General features: G+C 35.4%; 11 protein-coding genes, 3 tRNA genes and 1 rRNA gene. 4 read left to right on the top strand and 11 right to left on the bottom strand.

The window, feature by feature from the left end:
- Positions 1-135: 135 nt before the first annotated feature.
- From B0M43_RS06815 to B0M43_RS06775, 9 genes are all read right to left on the bottom strand, one after another.
- Positions 136-209 (bottom strand) — tRNA-Ala (locus tag B0M43_RS06815).
- A gap of 145 nt (positions 210-354) precedes the next feature.
- Positions 355-428, bottom strand: a tRNA-Ile gene (locus tag B0M43_RS06810).
- Positions 429-551: 123 nt separating this feature from the next.
- Positions 552-2,065 (bottom strand): 16S ribosomal RNA (locus B0M43_RS06805).
- A gap of 1,710 nt (positions 2,066-3,775) precedes the next feature.
- A tRNA-Asp gene (locus B0M43_RS06800) sits at positions 3,776-3,849 on the bottom strand.
- A gap of 86 nt (positions 3,850-3,935) precedes the next feature.
- Positions 3,936-4,862 (bottom strand): DUF58 domain-containing protein, encoded by a 927-nt coding sequence (locus B0M43_RS06795; protein ID WP_078006390.1) that lies wholly within the window; start codon positions 4,860-4,862, stop codon positions 3,936-3,938.
- Positions 4,859-7,435 (bottom strand): M1 family aminopeptidase, encoded by a 2,577-nt coding sequence (locus B0M43_RS06790; RefSeq protein ID WP_078006391.1) that lies wholly within the window; start codon positions 7,433-7,435, stop codon positions 4,859-4,861. The genes B0M43_RS06795 and B0M43_RS06790 overlap by 4 nt, the downstream gene beginning before the upstream one ends.
- A 183-nt stretch (positions 7,436-7,618) precedes the next feature.
- On the bottom strand, positions 7,619-8,092 hold the full coding sequence (locus B0M43_RS06785) for an SgcJ/EcaC family oxidoreductase (RefSeq protein ID WP_078006392.1): 474 nt from the start codon (positions 8,090-8,092) through the stop codon (positions 7,619-7,621).
- A gap of 127 nt (positions 8,093-8,219) precedes the next feature.
- On the bottom strand, positions 8,220-8,813 hold the full coding sequence (locus tag B0M43_RS06780; protein WP_078006393.1) for a DUF4082 domain-containing protein: 594 nt from the start codon (positions 8,811-8,813) through the stop codon (positions 8,220-8,222).
- A 44-nt stretch (positions 8,814-8,857) separates the two neighbouring features.
- A complete protein-coding gene (locus tag B0M43_RS06775; RefSeq protein ID WP_065451501.1) occupies positions 8,858-9,403 on the bottom strand; it encodes a hypothetical protein in 546 nt (181 codons plus the stop codon).
- Between the two features lie 204 nt (positions 9,404-9,607).
- Between B0M43_RS06775 and B0M43_RS06770 the strand changes: the two genes are divergently transcribed.
- Both B0M43_RS06770 and B0M43_RS06765 read left to right on the top strand, forming a co-directional pair.
- Positions 9,608-10,315, top strand: coding sequence for a LytTR family DNA-binding domain-containing protein (locus B0M43_RS06770; RefSeq protein ID WP_065451502.1), 708 nt, complete (start codon positions 9,608-9,610; stop codon positions 10,313-10,315).
- Positions 10,312-12,396, top strand: coding sequence for a HAMP domain-containing sensor histidine kinase (locus B0M43_RS06765; RefSeq protein WP_078006394.1), 2,085 nt, complete (start codon positions 10,312-10,314; stop codon positions 12,394-12,396). Before B0M43_RS06770 ends, B0M43_RS06765 begins: the two co-directional genes overlap by 4 nt.
- A 316-nt stretch (positions 12,397-12,712) precedes the next feature.
- Here B0M43_RS06765 and trxA read toward each other — a convergent pair whose 3' ends face one another.
- Complete coding sequence (gene trxA, locus B0M43_RS06760; protein ID WP_041516662.1) at positions 12,713-13,030, bottom strand: thioredoxin; 318 nt, start codon at positions 13,028-13,030, stop codon at positions 12,713-12,715.
- 245 nt (positions 13,031-13,275) lie between these two features.
- Between trxA and B0M43_RS06755 the strand changes: the two genes are divergently transcribed.
- The gene (locus tag B0M43_RS06755) at positions 13,276-15,744 is read left to right on the top strand and encodes an AsmA-like C-terminal region-containing protein (RefSeq protein WP_078006396.1); all 2,469 of its coding nucleotides are present in this window, start codon (positions 13,276-13,278) and stop codon (positions 15,742-15,744) included.
- A 405-nt stretch (positions 15,745-16,149) separates the two neighbouring features.
- Positions 16,150-17,286 (top strand): IS110 family transposase, encoded by a 1,137-nt coding sequence (locus B0M43_RS06750; RefSeq protein WP_065450665.1) that lies wholly within the window; start codon positions 16,150-16,152, stop codon positions 17,284-17,286.
- Between the two features lie 93 nt (positions 17,287-17,379).
- Here the strand turns inward: B0M43_RS06750 and B0M43_RS06745 are convergent, their stop codons facing one another.
- Positions 17,380-17,658 carry a hypothetical protein gene (locus tag B0M43_RS06745; protein ID WP_078006397.1) on the bottom strand — a complete coding sequence of 93 codons (279 nt, stop codon included), beginning with the start codon at positions 17,656-17,658 and terminating at the stop codon, positions 17,380-17,382.
- Positions 17,659-17,674 lie beyond the last annotated feature (16 nt).

The raw sequence follows: 17,674 nt of genomic DNA, 5'->3' as shown, positions 1-17,674 counted from the left end.
ATCAATTATGACCGTTTTTTTTTGTCTTTTATTATTTGTATTGCTACTTATAACAAAAAACGCTTTCTACTTTTTATTATTTTCTTATCTCAATATGTCAATGAACTTTTATTTACTATCTTTATAGTAAACCAGTGGAGAATAACGGAGTCGAACCGTTGACCTCCTGCGTGCAAGGCAGGCGCTCTAGCCAGCTGAGCTAATCCCCCAATCTAATTATGAATTGTGAATTATGAATTATGAATTATTATTCATAACGCCTCAACTCTAGAATTTCCTTTTCAAGTTTACAGTCTCTTTATTTTGTCTTTTTATAATTTACAATTCATAATTTATAATTAACAATTTAAAAAGTAGTCCCGGGCAGACTCGAACTGCCGACCCCTACATTATCAGTGTAGTACTCTAACCAGCTGAGCTACGAGACTCTGTTTTACTTAAAATTTATTATTTGAACTAACAGCAAGAGTAATTGAACTTTAAAATTCAGATCCTTTAGATAAACATCTTTTTTCCCCATCGTGTATTACTACTAACAATTGGGGCTCTAGAAAGGAGGTGTTCCAGCCGCACCTTCCGGTACGGCTACCTTGTTACGACTTAGCCCTAGTTACCAGTTTTACCCTAGGCAGCTCCTTGCGGTCACCGACTTCAGGCACCCCCAGCTTCCATGGCTTGACGGGCGGTGTGTACAAGGCCCGGGAACGTATTCACCGGATCATGGCTGATATCCGATTACTAGCGATTCCAGCTTCACGGAGTCGAGTTGCAGACTCCGATCCGAACTGTGACCGGTTTTATAGATTCGCTCCTGGTCGCCCAGTGGCTGCTCTCTGTACCGGCCATTGTAGCACGTGTGTAGCCCAAGGCGTAAGGGCCGTGATGATTTGACGTCATCCCCACCTTCCTCACAGTTTGCACTGGCAGTCTTGTTAGAGTTCCCGACTTGACTCGCTGGCAACTAACAACAGGGGTTGCGCTCGTTATAGGACTTAACCTGACACCTCACGGCACGAGCTGACGACAACCATGCAGCACCTTGTAAATTGTCTTGCGAAAGATCTGTTTCCAAACCGGTCAATCTACATTTAAGCCTTGGTAAGGTTCCTCGCGTATCATCGAATTAAACCACATGCTCCACCGCTTGTGCGGGCCCCCGTCAATTCCTTTGAGTTTCATTCTTGCGAACGTACTCCCCAGGTGGGATACTTATCACTTTCGCTTAGCCACTGAAATTGCTTCCAACAGCTAGTATCCATCGTTTACGGCGTGGACTACCAGGGTATCTAATCCTGTTCGCTACCCACGCTTTCGTCCATCAGCGTCAATCAATTAGTAGTAACCTGCCTTCGCAATTGGTATTCCATGTAATCTCTAAGCATTTCACCGCTACACTACATATTCTAGTTACTTCCTAATAATTCAAGTCTAACAGTATCAATGGCCGTTCCACCGTTGAGCGATGGGCTTTCACCACTGACTTATTAAACCGCCTACGGACCCTTTAAACCCAATGATTCCGGATAACGCTTGGATCCTCCGTATTACCGCGGCTGCTGGCACGGAGTTAGCCGATCCTTATTCTTACGATACCGTCAAGTCCCGACACGTCGGGATGTTTCTTCTCGTATAAAAGCAGTTTACAATCCATAGGACCGTCATCCTGCACGCGGCATGGCTGGATCAGGCTTGCGCCCATTGTCCAATATTCCTCACTGCTGCCTCCCGTAGGAGTCTGGTCCGTGTCTCAGTACCAGTGTGGGGGATCTCCCTCTCAGGACCCCTACCCATCGTAGCCTTGGTAAGCCGTTACCTTACCAACTAGCTAATGGGACGCATGCTCATCTTTTACCGTTGTGACTTTAATATAATCCTGATGCCAGGGCTATATACTATGAGGTATTAATCCAAATTTCTCTGGGCTATCCCTCTGTAAAAGGTAGATTGCATACGCGTTACGCACCCGTGCGCCGGTCTCTAGTTCCGAAGAACTATACCCCTCGACTTGCATGTGTTAAGCCTGCCGCTAGCGTTCATCCTGAGCCAGGATCAAACTCTTCATCGTATATTGTTTGTCTTAATTACTTAAGACTAATTATTATTCGACGTTTTCTCTATCGGTTTTTCAAATCTCTCGATTCCATTACTCTTATTCTTTTGTTCTAACATCTCTGTTAAAACGGCTGTCAATTCAATATGTCTACGAACGTGTTTCTTTTTCATTATCGCTTGTTTCTCAAAGCGGGTGCAAAAGTAGAAAACTTATTTCAAACCGGCAAATGTTTTTTTGAAGTTTTTTTTAAGAAAATTTACTTTCCTTTTTCCTTCCTAAACCTTACCAATCTCTCAATGAACTTTCCGTGTTTTGCGGGGTGCAAATGTAACTTCTGTTTTTAAATCTCACAAGCTTTTCTTAATCTTTTTTTGAAAATAAATTTTCAGTTTGATTCGTAATGCTTGTCAGTATTTTAAAGAACGTCTGTCGCTGTTGCGGGTGCAAAAGTAGACCCTTTATTTACATTTACAAGCCTTTTTATTATATATTTTCCATCTTTTTTAAAACTTTCTCTTAACACTCTGATAACACAAAACTTAACAATCTGTCTTTTTTATATATTTTAGGAATTTTCTGATTTGAGATGTGTTTTTCGTAATAGCCGTTCTTAAACAACTACTACTTTTATTGACTTCACAACTTTATTGAGCGGATACTGACTTCTTCACAACAAGTATATCAATCTTTTTAGGTAAGCTTGCCACGAAGACTCAAAGTTCATTTTTATCGCGCAAAGACGCAAAGCCTCTTCTTTTGAAGCAGTTTCTCCCATCTTAATGTTTATCTTGAGAACTACTGCCCTTGCCCCGATATTCCCGAGACTTCGAAAGGAAATCCTTTTGTGCCGGTCAAGATCGCTATCAGGAGACCCAAAAGACCAGAACACCCCAAAGCATCGGAAACAAGATTAAACTACTCATTAAAACTAAATTTCAAATTTCCTAAATTGCCTTACCTGCTCACCAGCACTCGAATTCAAATTTCAAAAGCAGATTCCCGTTTAGCTACCTATTATATATGTATCAAAAACACCAAAACCATCAACCTGACTAACGGTTGCCATTTTATGAAAACTATTTATTTACCGACTCCAAAATAGTACGAGATAAAAAATCATTTCAAACAAAACTCGAGAAGAAATAAAAACAACATACTTATATATTTAATCAAACCAAACTTAATACTGTCGAAAAAATTAAAATAACTATTTAGTGTTTTAAGAACACATCTTACCTTAATATATAAGGATGAAAATATACTTCATTCACACTCTATGAAAAACCCTTATATACAACACAAAAAAAGCGCTAAGTAAGTATCTCACCATAGAAAGCACAAAGTTTTTTCGACTAAGAATGCTTTTAAAAACAGAAAGCTCACAAAGCCGTCAATACAGAACTTTGCGGACTTTATCCTTGTGTAATTAAAAGTAAAAAAAATCAGGATCACAATGCGTATCCCCGTGATCGAAACCACAGGCTATATCTAAAAAGGATTCAATACAAAATAGGGACTTATCCTGGATTTATAAATAAAATAGGGGATTTGCCAAAAGGCTATAAATCAAAAAAGCCATCCACAAAAGTGGAAAGCTTTTCATTGGTCTAACTACTAAACCAGCTACGAGTTACAAAGTCGTAGCAAAACAACACAACTAATCTTAGATACCGTATTTGGGCAAAAAAGCCTTTCCGTTAAGAAAGGCTTTTCCCAATATTGCGGTCTGGACGGGACTCGAACCCGCGACCCCATGCGTGACAGGCATGTATTCTAACCAACTGAACTACCAAACCTCTGCGTTATTGCGGTTGCAAAGATAGTACAGAATTTCATTTCTGCAAGCGTTTTGCTAAAAAAAATTAAATATATTTTCAAATCATTAGCCAAAGTTTTGTTTTTCAACTAAATATGTGGTCAATATTTTTTCAAAATTATCGCCTACATTCACCGGAACGTATTTAATTTGGTTCTTTGCACAGGTCAAAGAGAGTTTTTTAAAGTACTCCTCTGCCCTCTTTTCATATTCTGCTTTTACATTATCGGCAAAAATAGATACTTCTTCACCTGATTCTAAGTCGATAAACTTTCTTGGCGTATTGTCAAAATCAAATTTAAGCTCTGTTTTATCATCCACAACATGAAACAAGACTACCTTATGTTTATTGTGTTTAAGGTGTTGCAAGGCATTAAATAGCTTTTCATCATCTTCTGACTGAAACATGTCTGTAAATATGATGATCATCGAACGACGGTGCATTTTTTCTGCAATTTGATGCAAATACGTGATTGTATCAGTAGTTTTTTTGACTTTTGGCTGTTCTAATAATTGCTCTAGTTTATTAAGCAACATTCTATGATGGCGATCGCTTCCTTTTTCGGGAGCATAATATTCATAACTGTCTGAAAAAACACTTAAACCCACCGCATCGCGCTGTTTCTTTAAAATATTCATTAAAACTGCCGAAGCCAAAACCGCAAAACCAATCTTCTTTTCATAAAAAGGCTGACCTGATTTTAGTTTCGGATAATGCATCGACGACGAATTATCGACAATAAGATGGCAGCGTAAATTGGTTTCTTCCTCAAAACGTTTGGTATACAAACGGTCCGTTTTGGCAAACAATTTCCAGTCGATATGTTTGGTGCTTTCTCCTGCGTTATACACTTTATGCTCAGCAAATTCTGCCGAAAACCCATGAAACGGACTCTTGTGCATTCCGGATATAAAACCTTCTACAACCTGATTTGCCAGCATTTCGAGGTGTTGAAAACTGGATACTTTCTCTATTTCCGATTCGATTTTCATTCGGTTTCTTTTTTAATATTTTGCGCGCGGTATAAAGCGTCTGTGGCCTGCAGCAATTTCCTTTTTAATATAGGACTAAAATTAGGGTTTTCTTTTAAGAATCGCTGTACTTCATCAAAAGCATATTTCGAAGAATATTTCCCAATTGTATTATTCAACCAGTCTTTTGGAAAGAAAATATCTCCGGTTCGCTGAATTTCTTCGACCAAATCTAATGAAAATTTAATATATTTTTGAGCACTTTCCTGACGTAACGGATGATTGATATTGGCCAAACCTACAGCAACCCATGATTCTTTTTCTCTGTTTTCATCATCTTTCAATGATTTCACAAAAGCATCACGAACCAATTCGTCTTTTGATAAAGACGGGAGCAAAAAGTCAAATCGTTTTTGTTTGTCCGGGTTTGTGATTGCTGTTCTTGCTTTACTCAGAATCTCATTGGCTTTAGCATGTTTAAATATCGCCAGATTCATTGCCATATTGGTATAATCGTCTTCATTTAATTTTAAGCTTTGAATTACCTTTTCCTTATTCCATAACGAATATAATTTGGCTTTCGCCGAATTTGAATACGCAATCGAACTGAATAAATTAAATAATGTCTTTTTGATATTGCTTGGTAAATTGGCTTGTAAACGTTTGTACAAAACATCCTCCAATTGTTTCTGCGCTTTGTTTTGTTGTTTTGTTGTCAGGAATTTCCAAAACACATTACTTGTCTGGTTGGTAATTGTTTTTAGAACCAATTCGTTTTCTTCCTGCTGAATTCCTTTTAAAAAACAATCAAAAGCTTTTGATGGAGCAACATTTCCTGTTAAGGTATTTTCATAAATATTGATATATGTTGACGCTCTTGCTACCTCATCTTTCAAATTCAAAACAGATTCTAAAGTATTTCCGTCAAGCGGAAAAACACCATAACCAAAACCATTATAGTTATAAATGAAACTAAGCGGTTTTTCAAGCCCCATTGCTTCTTTCAATGATAGGTTTTGATCTTTAATATTGACGCTGATCACTTTTACCTGATCGCGATAAACCAGCCCAATCTCAAAAATCTGAGGCCAGATATTCCCTGATTTATCTTCGGCTTCCTGGCTTATTTCAAATTTTTTGATTTTGTTTTGAGAATCGTATTCTATTTTATCTGTAAAAATGGCTCTTCCTGATTTATTTACCCAAACTTCACTCCATTTTTGCATATCCAGCGGCGTTTCGGCATCCAGAATTTCTACCAGATTGTTCCAGTCGGCATTGTCGTTAGCGTATTTTTTAATGTATTTTTCGATTCCTTTCTGAAAAGCTTCTTTTCCCATCGAAGCTTCAAGCTGTCGCATCATAATAGGTGCTTTGTTATAAATAATGGCTCCGTAAAGTGAACCGGCATCTTTCAAATTAGCCAAATGCTGTTTTATCGGATGTGTGCCCAACGAACGATCTTCCGCGTAAGCGTTAGGATAATGCGCTGTTAAAAATTGTAAATTATGATTGACTTTCGGGAAAATTGGATTCATGATTTTATCTGCCATAAAATTGGCAAAGACCTCTTTCATCCAGACATCGTCGAACCATTTCATAGTGACCAAATCGCCGAACCACATATGCGAGGTTTCATGTGCAATCAGTTTTGCACGATCTAATTTCTCGCTGTCGGTTGAACTGTTATCTAAAAACAAAGTCGATTCCCGATACTGAATCGCGCCAACATGTTCCATTCCGCCATATTGAAAAACAGGAATTGAAGCAAAATCGAGCTTTTTAAACGGAAATGGATAGTTTGTATATTTTTCTAAAAAGTCTAACGATTGTTGGTGTAAATTAAAAATAGTGTCAGCACTTACTCTGAATTTTTCCGGATTGTTTTCGCGATACAACATTGTCATTTCACGGTTTCCTGGTTTCTTCGTTACTGATTTAAATTTTCCGGCCACAAACGAAAACAAATACGTACTCATTTTATCTGATTCTCCAAAAGTATAACTCGTAAAATCTCCTTTTTCGACTTTCTCTTTTACATCGGCTCCAGCCAAAACTGTCCAGTCTTTAAGCACAGTTAAATTCAGTTTATAAGTTGCTTTGATATTTGGCTGATCCAAACAAGGAAATAATGTACTGGCACGATCCGGAACTAATAATGTATAGAGAAAATCATCGTTTCGGTTTAGTGATAAATTTCCAGCTGTAAATAAAATCGCAATTGTATTTTTTCCTAAAATTAAAACTTCAGGAGCAATAACAATATGACCTTTTTCGTGAACAATGGCAATACTTTTTTCGTTTACCTGAATTGATTTTATATTGGATGTTTTCTCTTTAAAATCTAAATATAAGGGCTGACTCAAATCTGACAAAGTCAAATGTAGTTCCAAATCTGATTTGATATTTTCGGTTTTCTGAGCCGGAATTTCAAATCCCAAATCATAGCGAACATCTGAAACTTGTTTTTTTCGAAAAATAGCCAATTGTTCCGAAACACCGTTTTCTAAAAGAAGATTTTCTTTTTGTTTCGATTGAGAAAAACCAATTGCAGTAAATGCGAGAAGATAAAGAAAGCTGTAGAAAATTTTCATTTTTAAAGGAATGTTAGATCTGTAAAAATAAAAAAAGTTTGCTACGAATTTCACGAATTAGCACGAATTAAAATTCTTATTGCCACAGATTACACAGATTAAAATGATTTTTTTTAATCTGTGTAATCATTTATCCCGATGGCTATCGGGAGTCGCTAATTTTTTAAACGGGTTATTTCGAAATTATCTTGGCGGAGCATTTACCTGAGTTACCTGCATAGTAGTAATTTTCCAGCTACTATTCAGTTTTTCGAAAACCGCTGTTATAAATTTAGTGTTTACAGTTCCTTTTTTAACAACTCCTCCCGGAACAGCATAATCTTCTTTTGCAGTCAAAGTTTCTTTTATATGTGCATAAACCGCATTTTCTGATAAAAATTTAGCATCTATCCAGTCCAATTTTACTGCTGTTGGTTTAATACAGCATTCGTTAATATGAGAAAACTGAGTTATTATTTCTTGTTTCCCTTTCCAGTACATTCCTAAAAAATTGATTAAGACAGCGTCTTCACTAAAGGCCTGAGAAAAAGATTTCATATCATTTTTGTTCCAGTCTAATTCCTGCTGCTCAATAATTTTTTTAAGTGCATCTTCTTTGTTTTGAGCTAAAACAATTGTAGTGCTCAACATTACGATTAATAAACATATTTCTTTCATATTCAAATATTTAAAGTGATTAATTATCTAAAAAAATGTTATCAAATTTACGTTAAATTCTAAAAAAAGGTCTGACTATTGCCAGACCTTTTCCAAACATACTAATTCTAACTATCCAAAAATAAAATTATTGAGTTTGCTGAAATTTAAAAGTCATATCTCCGGCATAATATGTATTACGTGCATTGGTTGGGAAAATAGTTTCTGAAGCTGTACTTGAAATATACGCATATCCCGTAATTACTATATTTCCTGCCGTAATAGGATACGTCGCAGCAGATCCGTCAGTTTTTGTTCTGTTGATCCAATCGTCGCTGTTTACGGTAAAGAAATACTCTTTGTCTTTTGTTAGGGCAATTGGTGTAATTGCTTTTTCTATGGTAACATTTGCGGTTGGTACATTTATCGTTTCAGATTTTATAACCGTTTTGGTAGCCGCATCCCATAAAGTAATTCTTAAAGCAGCATTTACATCTGGAATTTTTACCACGAGAGCATTTATTTTACCCGTTACTGTTGGTTTAAAACTAAAACCGTACTCGTAAATTCCTGAATTTTTGACATCAACTGCTTTCTGGCTAAATCCTGAACCGGCCATATAAGCATCAAGAGGATTTTCTTCGTTGTATTTCACAGCTTCTTCTTTATCGTCATCGCTGCTGCACGAAATGGTTAATAATGCAACTGATAAAATGGTAAAAAGAGTTTTTATAGTTTTCATAATAATTAATTTTAGTGATTTTATAGGATTGAATAGATGGATTATTATTGCTGAATATTAAAATGTGCGCACACTTCTTCGTAACTCATTTTAGTGTAATCTGTTTTTACAGCTTTTCCTGTTGTTGCAGCAACACCTCCGGGAATCAAAATATAGCGCCAGCTAAGTGATGTTGGAAGATTTACTGTTGCGGCCTGATCGTGTCTGAATCTGAAAAGTTTAATTTTCTTTGCTGTAGAAATAGCTGTAATCGTATTAACAAATCCGCCGGCTGTTGATGTATAAGGCAGTGCATATGTACCTGAGCCAAAAGACACATAAACCAATATGGTTCCTTTTGACAGAATATCTTCTGATAGTTGTGGTGCATTAATCGATGTAGACATTCCTGAAGTTCCGTCTATTATCTCTGCAACTGCCGTTGGAGCTGTTAGCCACGCACTATAAATAACATTTGCTGTTCCTGCTGCTCCCGCCGGACCTGCTTGTCCGTCAACTCCGTTTACTCCGTCGGTCCCGTCATCGCTGCTGCATGAAATGGTAGCAATGGCAACTAATAAAATGGTAAAAATGGTTTTTGAAAATTTCATGATAATTTTGGTTTTTAAATTTGGCTAAATGATTCGTATTTAATTCAATAACATTATTTTTGCAATAATCAAATGATCGTAAAAGAATGTTTCTTTTATCTGATGACTCAATTACAAGACAAATTTGCAGGATTAAAATGTGCCGAAAAACCACTAATAGACAAACAACATTTTAAATAGACAGACGACGTAAAACCGAATAAAATGGCTAAAAAATACACTTGTATTATTATCGACGATGACGAAATAGACAGATTGACGGTATTGTCGTTTGCCAAAAAATTTCCGCTTCTGGATATTCTGGGTGTTTTTGAATCGGCTGAAGAAGCTGTTCTGTTTATCGAAAAAGAAAAAGTCGACATTTTATTTTTGGATATTGATATGCCGGGTTTAAACGGAATTGAGTTTAGAAAAAAGGCTTTAGAAATTCCGGTTTGTATTTTTATCACCGCACATCCTGAACATGCTGTAGAAAGTTTTGAGATCGAAACATTAGATTTTATTGTAAAACCTTTAAAACTGGATCGCTTTGCACAAACCGTAAGTCGTATCGAAGAGTTTATGGAAATCAAACTCAAAGCATCTCTTTTTGAAGCCAGTATTGGCGGCGATACGATTTATATAAAAGAAGGTCACGAACAGACAAAAGTCAAACTACATGAAATTTTATATCTTGAGGCCTTAAAAGATTATACTTTGATTATTACCGATAAAAAAAGACATTGCGTTTTATCAAGCATTGGCAATTTGTTGAAAGAAGATCACTTTCAGTCTTTCATCAGGATTCATCGAAGTTTTGCGGTTCAGAAACAGTTTATTCAAAAGATAAATTCAAGCGAAATTATTCTGAACAATAACATTTCAATTCCGGTTGGCAGAAGTTATAAGGAAAACCTAAACCTGTTCTCATGAAAAAAATGAGGTTCTTGTTTTTGTTTTTCATCAACCTAACTGTTTTTGCACAGCAGGAACCTAATTTGGCAAGTTATCAAAACCCAAATGAAAAACTAAAAGCCTGGCTAAAATATAGCAATGAAGTTTTAGATGCTGAAGATTATCCTAAACTTTTAATCGTTGCACAAAAAGGAATTGACCTTTCTAAAAATCAGCTGGCCTATAAATCAAGATTTTATTTTTTAAAAGGTAATGCATACGAATTCAATAATAATCAGACAAATAACGCTTTAGCAAATTATGAAATTGCCTTACAGTATGCACAAAAGGCGAGGCATCTTAAAAATGAAACTTCTATTTTAATGCGCCTTAATTATGCTTATTATGCGCTGAATGAAACATCCAAAAGAAAAGAATTAATAACCTACATCAAACAAGTTCTTGACACTACAAAAAGTACGTATACAAAATCTGTTCTCTACGGAAGTCTTGGCGAATATTACCTTGATAATGCCCAATATGAAACCTTTATTGATTATCAGCTAAAAGCGATTAATTACAAAAAACAGCTCAAAAAAACGATAGCCAATGATGAAACAATTGGTGTTTCGTACAGTCAGATTGCGGCTGCTTATACCAAGATGAAACAATTTAATAAGGCTATTGAATATTTAAATTATGCCCGGCCTTATATCAAAACGTCACCTTATATCAGTGCTTTTTCCTGCAACTATTATCTGCAATGTTTTGTTCCTTTAAAAAATCCGGATAGTATTCAAAAATATTACACCTTAATATATACGTATCCTTCCAAAAAAGATTCTTTATTTCTTAATCTAAGTTTTGCTAACCGAAGCGTATCTGAATATTATGCTAATGAAGGCCAAACCAACACCGCATTTAGTTATGCTAAAAAAGCTGTTTTATTAGGAAAAAAATCGAATGATCAGGATATTATTATGGAAGCCAATGCTGTAATGGGAAGGGTTTTATATGAAAAAGGAGAATATAAAAAAGCAATCGAAATCCTGAAAAATGCTTCTAAAAATGCTTTGACTTACGACAAGGAATCTTTTGTAAATATCAATAAAAAACTATCGCAAAGTTATGCCGCATTAGGATTTTGGAAAGAGGCGTTTTATTACAACGAAATCTACACCAAACATAATGATGAAATGATGCAGGAATCGGCGAAACAAAATATTGCCAATGCCGAAGCACGTTATCAAAATAAAACCAAAGGGCAGGAAATCAAAAATCTTTCGACACAAAACAAACTAAAAAACATTCAGATTGCTGATGCGCGAAAACAAAGATTTTATTTAATTTCAGGATTAATTTTGGTTGGAATCATCCTGATATTATTATTCAAACAAAGTCAGAACCGCAAAAAAACCAATGAGAAATTACAGCTTTTGAATCAGGAACTGGATGAAGCCAATAAAATAAAAGCGCGTTTCTTTAGTATTTTAAACCACGATTTACGAAGTCCGGTTTCGAATTTAATTCACTTTCTACATCTTCAAAAAGAAAGTCCGGAACTCATTGATGAAGCCACAGCGTTAAGAATGCAAACCAAAGTGATAACCGGAGCCGAGAATTTATTATCCTCGATGGAAGATATTCTATTGTGGAGCAAAGGCCAAATGGAAAATTTCAAGCCCCATTTTAAAGAAGTTTCCGTAGCTGTTGTATTCGAAGAAATGGAAAATCATTTTTCGGGTGTAGAAAACATCGTGATATTATTTGAAGATCAAAACAATATCATCTTAAATACCGATGAGAACTACCTTAAAACCATTATTAGAAACCTTACCGGAAACGCCATAAAAGCCTTAGAAAAAACAGAAAACGGAAAAATAATCTGGAAAGCCTGGCAGGAAAACAACCAAATTTATCTCTCTATCACAGATAATGGCATTGGCGGAACTCAGGAAAAATTTAAAGCTTTATACGACGACTCAGAAGTTATAGGCATCAAATCCGGTTTGGGATTGCATCTCATTCGGGATTTGGCTACAGCCATAAACTGCAAAATCGAAGTAAGCTCAAAACCGGATTCAGGAACTACGTTTACGATTAAAGTTTGCTCTAATTAAGGTTTGCCACGAATTGCACTAATTTTCACCAATTATTTATTTTGATGCTGCTTAAAAAGTTAGCCACAGATTAAAGGATTGAAATGATTCTTTGCTTTACTTTATATTATATACTCACGCAGATTTTGCAGATTTTGCGGATTAATTTAAAATCACTTTTATCTGCTTGATCTGCAAAATCTGCGTGAGAAAAATAATTAGCGTAATTAGTGGCAAAAAAATCATTTGAATCTGTGTTAATCTGTGGCAAAAAAAACACAAATAAAAAAGGCTTGACTTTCGCCAAACCTTTTTTATATAAATCATAATCTTACGATTACAACAAAGCGTCTAAACTATCTGCGTAGGTTTGTTTCGGAGCAACTCCTACTTGTTTTCCTACTACTTCACCGTTATGAAAAACCAAAACGGTAGGTATGTTACGCACACCATATTTTGCAGCGAATTCCTGGTTAGCATCTACATCGACTTTACCAACAACTACTTTACCTGCATATTCTTCACTGATTTGGTCAATGATTGGACCAACCATTCTACAAGGACCGCACCATGCTGCCCAAAAATCTACCATTACTGGTTTATCTGATTTCAAAACTACTTCATCAAAAGTAGCATCTGTTATTGCTAATGCCATAATTTCTTATCTTTTAAAATTATTGTCTGAATTGTTTCGTTTCAAACTAGAGTACAAATTTAAAAATTAAATACTAATCAAACACCATTCTTAAATTAGTTTTAATTATAAATGCATTGTCATTTATTATATCATTCCCATGTTTATAAATCATAAGTTTTAACTTACGCATTGTTGTTGTGTTATCTTTTTAACATAACGTCGGTTTTTTACCTTATCTTTAATGATACAGAAAATTATTCGCGATGGCAGAAACCTTACAGCACATAAAAACATTTTTTCAATCGGCTCGTTTTAAGAAATATGCCAAGCGTTTTGGCTTTTTCATTTTAGGACTTATCGCATTGTTATTGATTGCTTGTGGTGGATTGTCAATTTATTTTAATCAAAATAAAACCGAAATCATCGCCAGGATCAATACCAAAATCAATGAAAACATCAACGGAAAATTTCATATTGGCGATTTTCATTATAAATTTTTAACTGGTTTTCCCAATTTTACTCTGGCCTTAAAAGATGTCGAACTCAAAGACAATCAATGGGCAACGCACAAACATACTTTACTAAAAGCTACCGAAATAGAGGCACGCTTAAACGTTTGGAGTTTACTGCAAAACGAAATCAACATTCATAAAATCCTCATTAACGACGCGGATATTTATGTTTATAAGGCCGAAGACGGCTATTCGAATGCCGATATCTTTAAACCCAAAAAGAAAAAATCGCCCGAAAATAAATCAGATCGCGAAACGACCATTGACCAAATCGACCTCAACAATGTTCATTTTATTCTGGACAATCGGCTTGGACATAAATTGTTCGATTTTGATGTTGCCAGTTTAAAAACAAAAGTAGATTTTGATGGCGACAATTGGCAAACCGATGTTTTTCTGGACACACAAATAAAGAGTTTAGCTTTTAATACCGTGCACGGCAGTTTCGCCAAAGAAAAAGAACTCAAAGGAACTTTTAACGTTGCCTATTCTGCCGAAAAAGAACGAATTGATGTCTTAACCCGAGGTCTAAAAATAGGAACAGATTCTTTTGATATTACCGCATTTTTTAATCTTGCCAAAGGAAATGCCCTTTTCGGAATCAATATTGGGACTTCGATTTTATGGCAAAATGCATCGAATTTATTGTCCGGGAATATTAGTTCTAAGTTAAATCGCTTTAATCTGAGTCAACCGATCGAAGTAAATTGCGACATAAAAGGCGATTTTAATGCCGAAGGAGATCCAAGAATTGTCGTTCAGGCCATTATAAAAGATAACGAATTGAGTATTCCTGACGGATTAATTAAAAAATGCAACTTTAAAGGGATTTTTACCAATAATTTCAAACCAAAAGACGGTTACAACGACGCCAATTCGGCTATTATTCTGACCAGATTTGTGGGCGAATACGAGAATATTCCGCTTACGATTCCGCAATTGGCGATTAACAATCTCGAAAAACCATTGGCAACCGGAAACGTAAGTTCTGATTTTGATGTAGAAAGACTCAACCAAATCAGCAACGACAAATGGATTCAGTTCAGCGCCGGACACGCAAAAGCCAATCTGAAATTTCAGTTTGATATCGTCGATTTGTACATTACAAAACCGCGTTTTATTGGTAAAATAGATGTTGATGATGCGTCATTTCATTATATCCCAAAAAATGTTCATGCCGTAAAAACTAACATTCACCTTGATTTTACCGAGAAAGCATTGCTTATCAAACAAATTACATACAAACATCTTAAAAACACCATTTTAATCGAAGGTAAAATCGACAATTTCCTGAACCTTTATTACGATGCGCCCGAAAAAATGATTGTAAACTGGAAAATCTATTCTCCATATATTGATCTGAAACAATTTCTGGGCGTTTTAGCCACTTCGCAAAAAACAAAAGCTACGGCGAAAACCCATAAAAGAACTACGATTTCGAACCAAATACGAACCGCAATCGACAAATGTGCTGTAGTAATCGACATCAAAGCCGATAAAATTAGTTACAACAAACTAACCGCAACCAACACGACCGCAACCGTACAAATGATCGATTCGAAATTGGTGATTAAAAACGGTTCGCTACAAACTTCCGGCGGAAGTATTACGTTCAACAGCGAAGTACAACCCAGCGGAAAAAACTTTGCTTTTAGCTCCAACGCGCAGGTAAATCGTGTTGATATTGCGAATTTTTTACGATCGTTTAATAACTTCGGAGTGAAATCTTTTAGTCCCAATAACATCAAAGGAAAACTCAGCAGCAAGGCCAATGTTACCGGATTCATCAACAGCAACGGCGAATTGATCACCAATTCTATGCACGGAAATCTGACTTTCAATGTCAATCAGGGCGCTTTGGTCAACTTCGACCCCATCGTAAAAATTGGCAAGTTTGCTTTTCCGTTCCGCGATGTCGAGAATATTACGTTTAGCGATTTATCCGGCAAACTTAAATTGCGCGGAGAACAAATCGATGTCAATAATTTCACTATTAGTTCCAGCGTCTTAAACCTCGATGCCGAAGGTATTTATTCCTTTGGCCGAGGCACCAATCTCGCCCTCACCATCCCACTCCGAAACTCCAAAAACGACATCAAACTCGCCACCAAAGCCGAACGCGACGCGGTGCGCGACCGCGGAATTGTTCTGCATTTAATTGCTCTGGACGATGATGGGAAAATGAAAATAAAATGGGGGAAGAAGGATAAAGAAAAATGATTTTGCCACAAACTCATCTCAATATTGTCATTCTGAGCGAAGTCGAAGAGCTTTTTCGACTTGTAATTTCAATTTTCAGGAGCTATTTCCTGCTGTCCACTATATCTTTTGTGCCGAACACCGGCACAAAAGGATGCCGCTTCCATCAGGGCTCATATCTTTACATTATTATATCAAAATCTTATCTTTGGATATAAACTATTGATAAACAGAACTAAGTTGCAAAATTCTATCGGGGCGAAATACATCATTGATGATATTGTAAACACTAGGTAAATCCTCTTAGTTTTAATTACATTTTAAGTCACAATAGTACTTAAGCACTTTATTTTAGATAAAGATGCTGTATAAAAAATGAGCAAAGACCAGTGTAATTTTTTGTTTATTATTCTAAAATATGGAATTATGAATTTAAAGTATTCTGTGGGACTAGACGTTTCAAGCAAAAAGATCAATGCTTGTATGAGTTGTATTGATGAAAAACAAAAAGTAATTGTAAAATCAAGTACTGTAATTTCCAATAATAAAAAAGGATTTAAAATTTTACAAGATTGGGTATTAAAACACGTAAAGGAAAATGTTCCAGTTGTTGTATGTATGGAAGCTACAGGGATTTATCATGAAAATTGCGCTTATTATTTATTTGAAAAAGGATTTTCGGTTTCTATTATTTTACCCAATAAGGCCAAAAAGTATTTGGAAGCAATTGGATTAAAATCAAAAAATGATAGTATCGATGCCAAAGGATTATCCCAGATGGGAGCCGAGCAATGTTTGGATACCTGGCAGCCTATGGGAACATTTTTTTATGAATTACGACTATATACCAGACAACATCAAAATGTAACCGAATTAAAAACGGTTTTAAAAAATCAATTCGATGCATTAAGTTTTGCCATGCATCAAGTCGATCCAGTAACAAATCAATTAAAAGAAACCATAATTTTATTTGACAAACAGCTGAAAGAATTGGAAAAAGTAATCAACAACCACATAAAATCAGATGCAAAAATAGCTGAACGTGTTGCTAATATTTTAGAAATAAAAGGCATTGGGATTTTAACTTTAGCAACAATTTTAGCCGAAACTAATGGTTTCGAACTCTTCAACAACTACAAACAATTGGTTTCTTACGCAGGTTATGATGTTGTAGAAGCCCAATCAGGAACCAGGGTTGGAAAAACCAAAATATCAAAAAAAGGTAATTCCAGAATTAGAAGAGCAATGCACATGCCATCACTTGTTGTTATAAAATGCGAAGTAAAACCATTTAAGGAACTATTTGAACGAACTTATAATAAGCACGGAATCAAAATGAAAAGCTATGTTGCCGTTCAAAAGAAATTACTGACAATGATTTATTATATGTGGAAGAAAAAGGAACGCTTTGAACCAAATTATATAAAAAGCATCCAAGAAAAGGAGCAGAAGTCTTTCTCTCTGTTTGCCTTTGAAAAAGGCATAAAAAACAGCCCCAATAAAATTGAGGCTGCACAAGGTAAACATCCAGCGAATGATCACAGTAAGTTTCCTCTCTGTTAAAACAAAGATAAAAAATATTAAAATTAATTAGGTAATTAAGATAGTACCTAGGGCTTTTGTTTTCATAAGAAGTTTATCTTGTTAAACATCTATTTAAACAAAGTACATCAATAAAATTCCCAAAATAAATATTAAACCAATCATTGCAATTCCTATTTCATTAATTTTCAAAACTCGTTTTTCAAAATTCTTTTTAAAAGATAACACTGCTGGTACAAAAAACAGATTGATTAAAATACTAAATGGCAAAATCCAGTAAGAAGCACCCGCAGGCCCACCATTTGAAACAATTATAGAAACGGAAACAGGAATAAGATAGACATTGACAAGAATGATTAATATCGCAATTATTTTATCTCTTTTAATTGTCATAAATTAATATTTTCTT

It is taken from the genome of Flavobacterium sp. KBS0721 (assembly GCF_002007065.3).
Lineage (GTDB): Bacteria > Bacteroidota > Bacteroidia > Flavobacteriales > Flavobacteriaceae > Flavobacterium > Flavobacterium piscis.
Note: the sequence above shows the minus strand (reverse complement) of the source record. Positions and strands in the feature narration are given on the sequence as shown.

Excerpts from the sequence above, each read along its gene's own strand:
- B0M43_RS06795 (WP_078006390.1), bottom strand. The coding sequence starts at position 4,862 with ATGAAAATCGAATCGGAAATAGAGAAAGTATCCAGTTTTCAACACCTC.
- B0M43_RS06790 (WP_078006391.1), bottom strand. The coding sequence starts at position 7,435 with ATGAAAATTTTCTACAGCTTTCTTTATCTTCTCGCATTTACTGCAATT.
- B0M43_RS06785 (WP_078006392.1), bottom strand. The coding sequence starts at position 8,092 with ATGAAAGAAATATGTTTATTAATCGTAATGTTGAGCACTACAATTGTT.
- B0M43_RS06780 (WP_078006393.1), bottom strand. The coding sequence starts at position 8,813 with ATGAAAACTATAAAAACTCTTTTTACCATTTTATCAGTTGCATTATTA.
- B0M43_RS06775 (WP_065451501.1), bottom strand. The coding sequence starts at position 9,403 with ATGAAATTTTCAAAAACCATTTTTACCATTTTATTAGTTGCCATTGCT.
- B0M43_RS06770 (WP_065451502.1), top strand. The coding sequence starts at position 9,608 with ATGGCTAAAAAATACACTTGTATTATTATCGACGATGACGAAATAGAC.
- B0M43_RS06765 (WP_078006394.1), top strand. The coding sequence starts at position 10,312 with ATGAAAAAAATGAGGTTCTTGTTTTTGTTTTTCATCAACCTAACTGTT.
- trxA (WP_041516662.1), bottom strand. The coding sequence starts at position 13,030 with ATGGCATTAGCAATAACAGATGCTACTTTTGATGAAGTAGTTTTGAAA.
- B0M43_RS06755 (WP_078006396.1), top strand. The coding sequence starts at position 13,276 with ATGGCAGAAACCTTACAGCACATAAAAACATTTTTTCAATCGGCTCGT.
- B0M43_RS06750 (WP_065450665.1), top strand. The coding sequence starts at position 16,150 with ATGAATTTAAAGTATTCTGTGGGACTAGACGTTTCAAGCAAAAAGATC.
- B0M43_RS06745 (WP_078006397.1), bottom strand. The coding sequence starts at position 17,658 with ATGACAATTAAAAGAGATAAAATAATTGCGATATTAATCATTCTTGTC.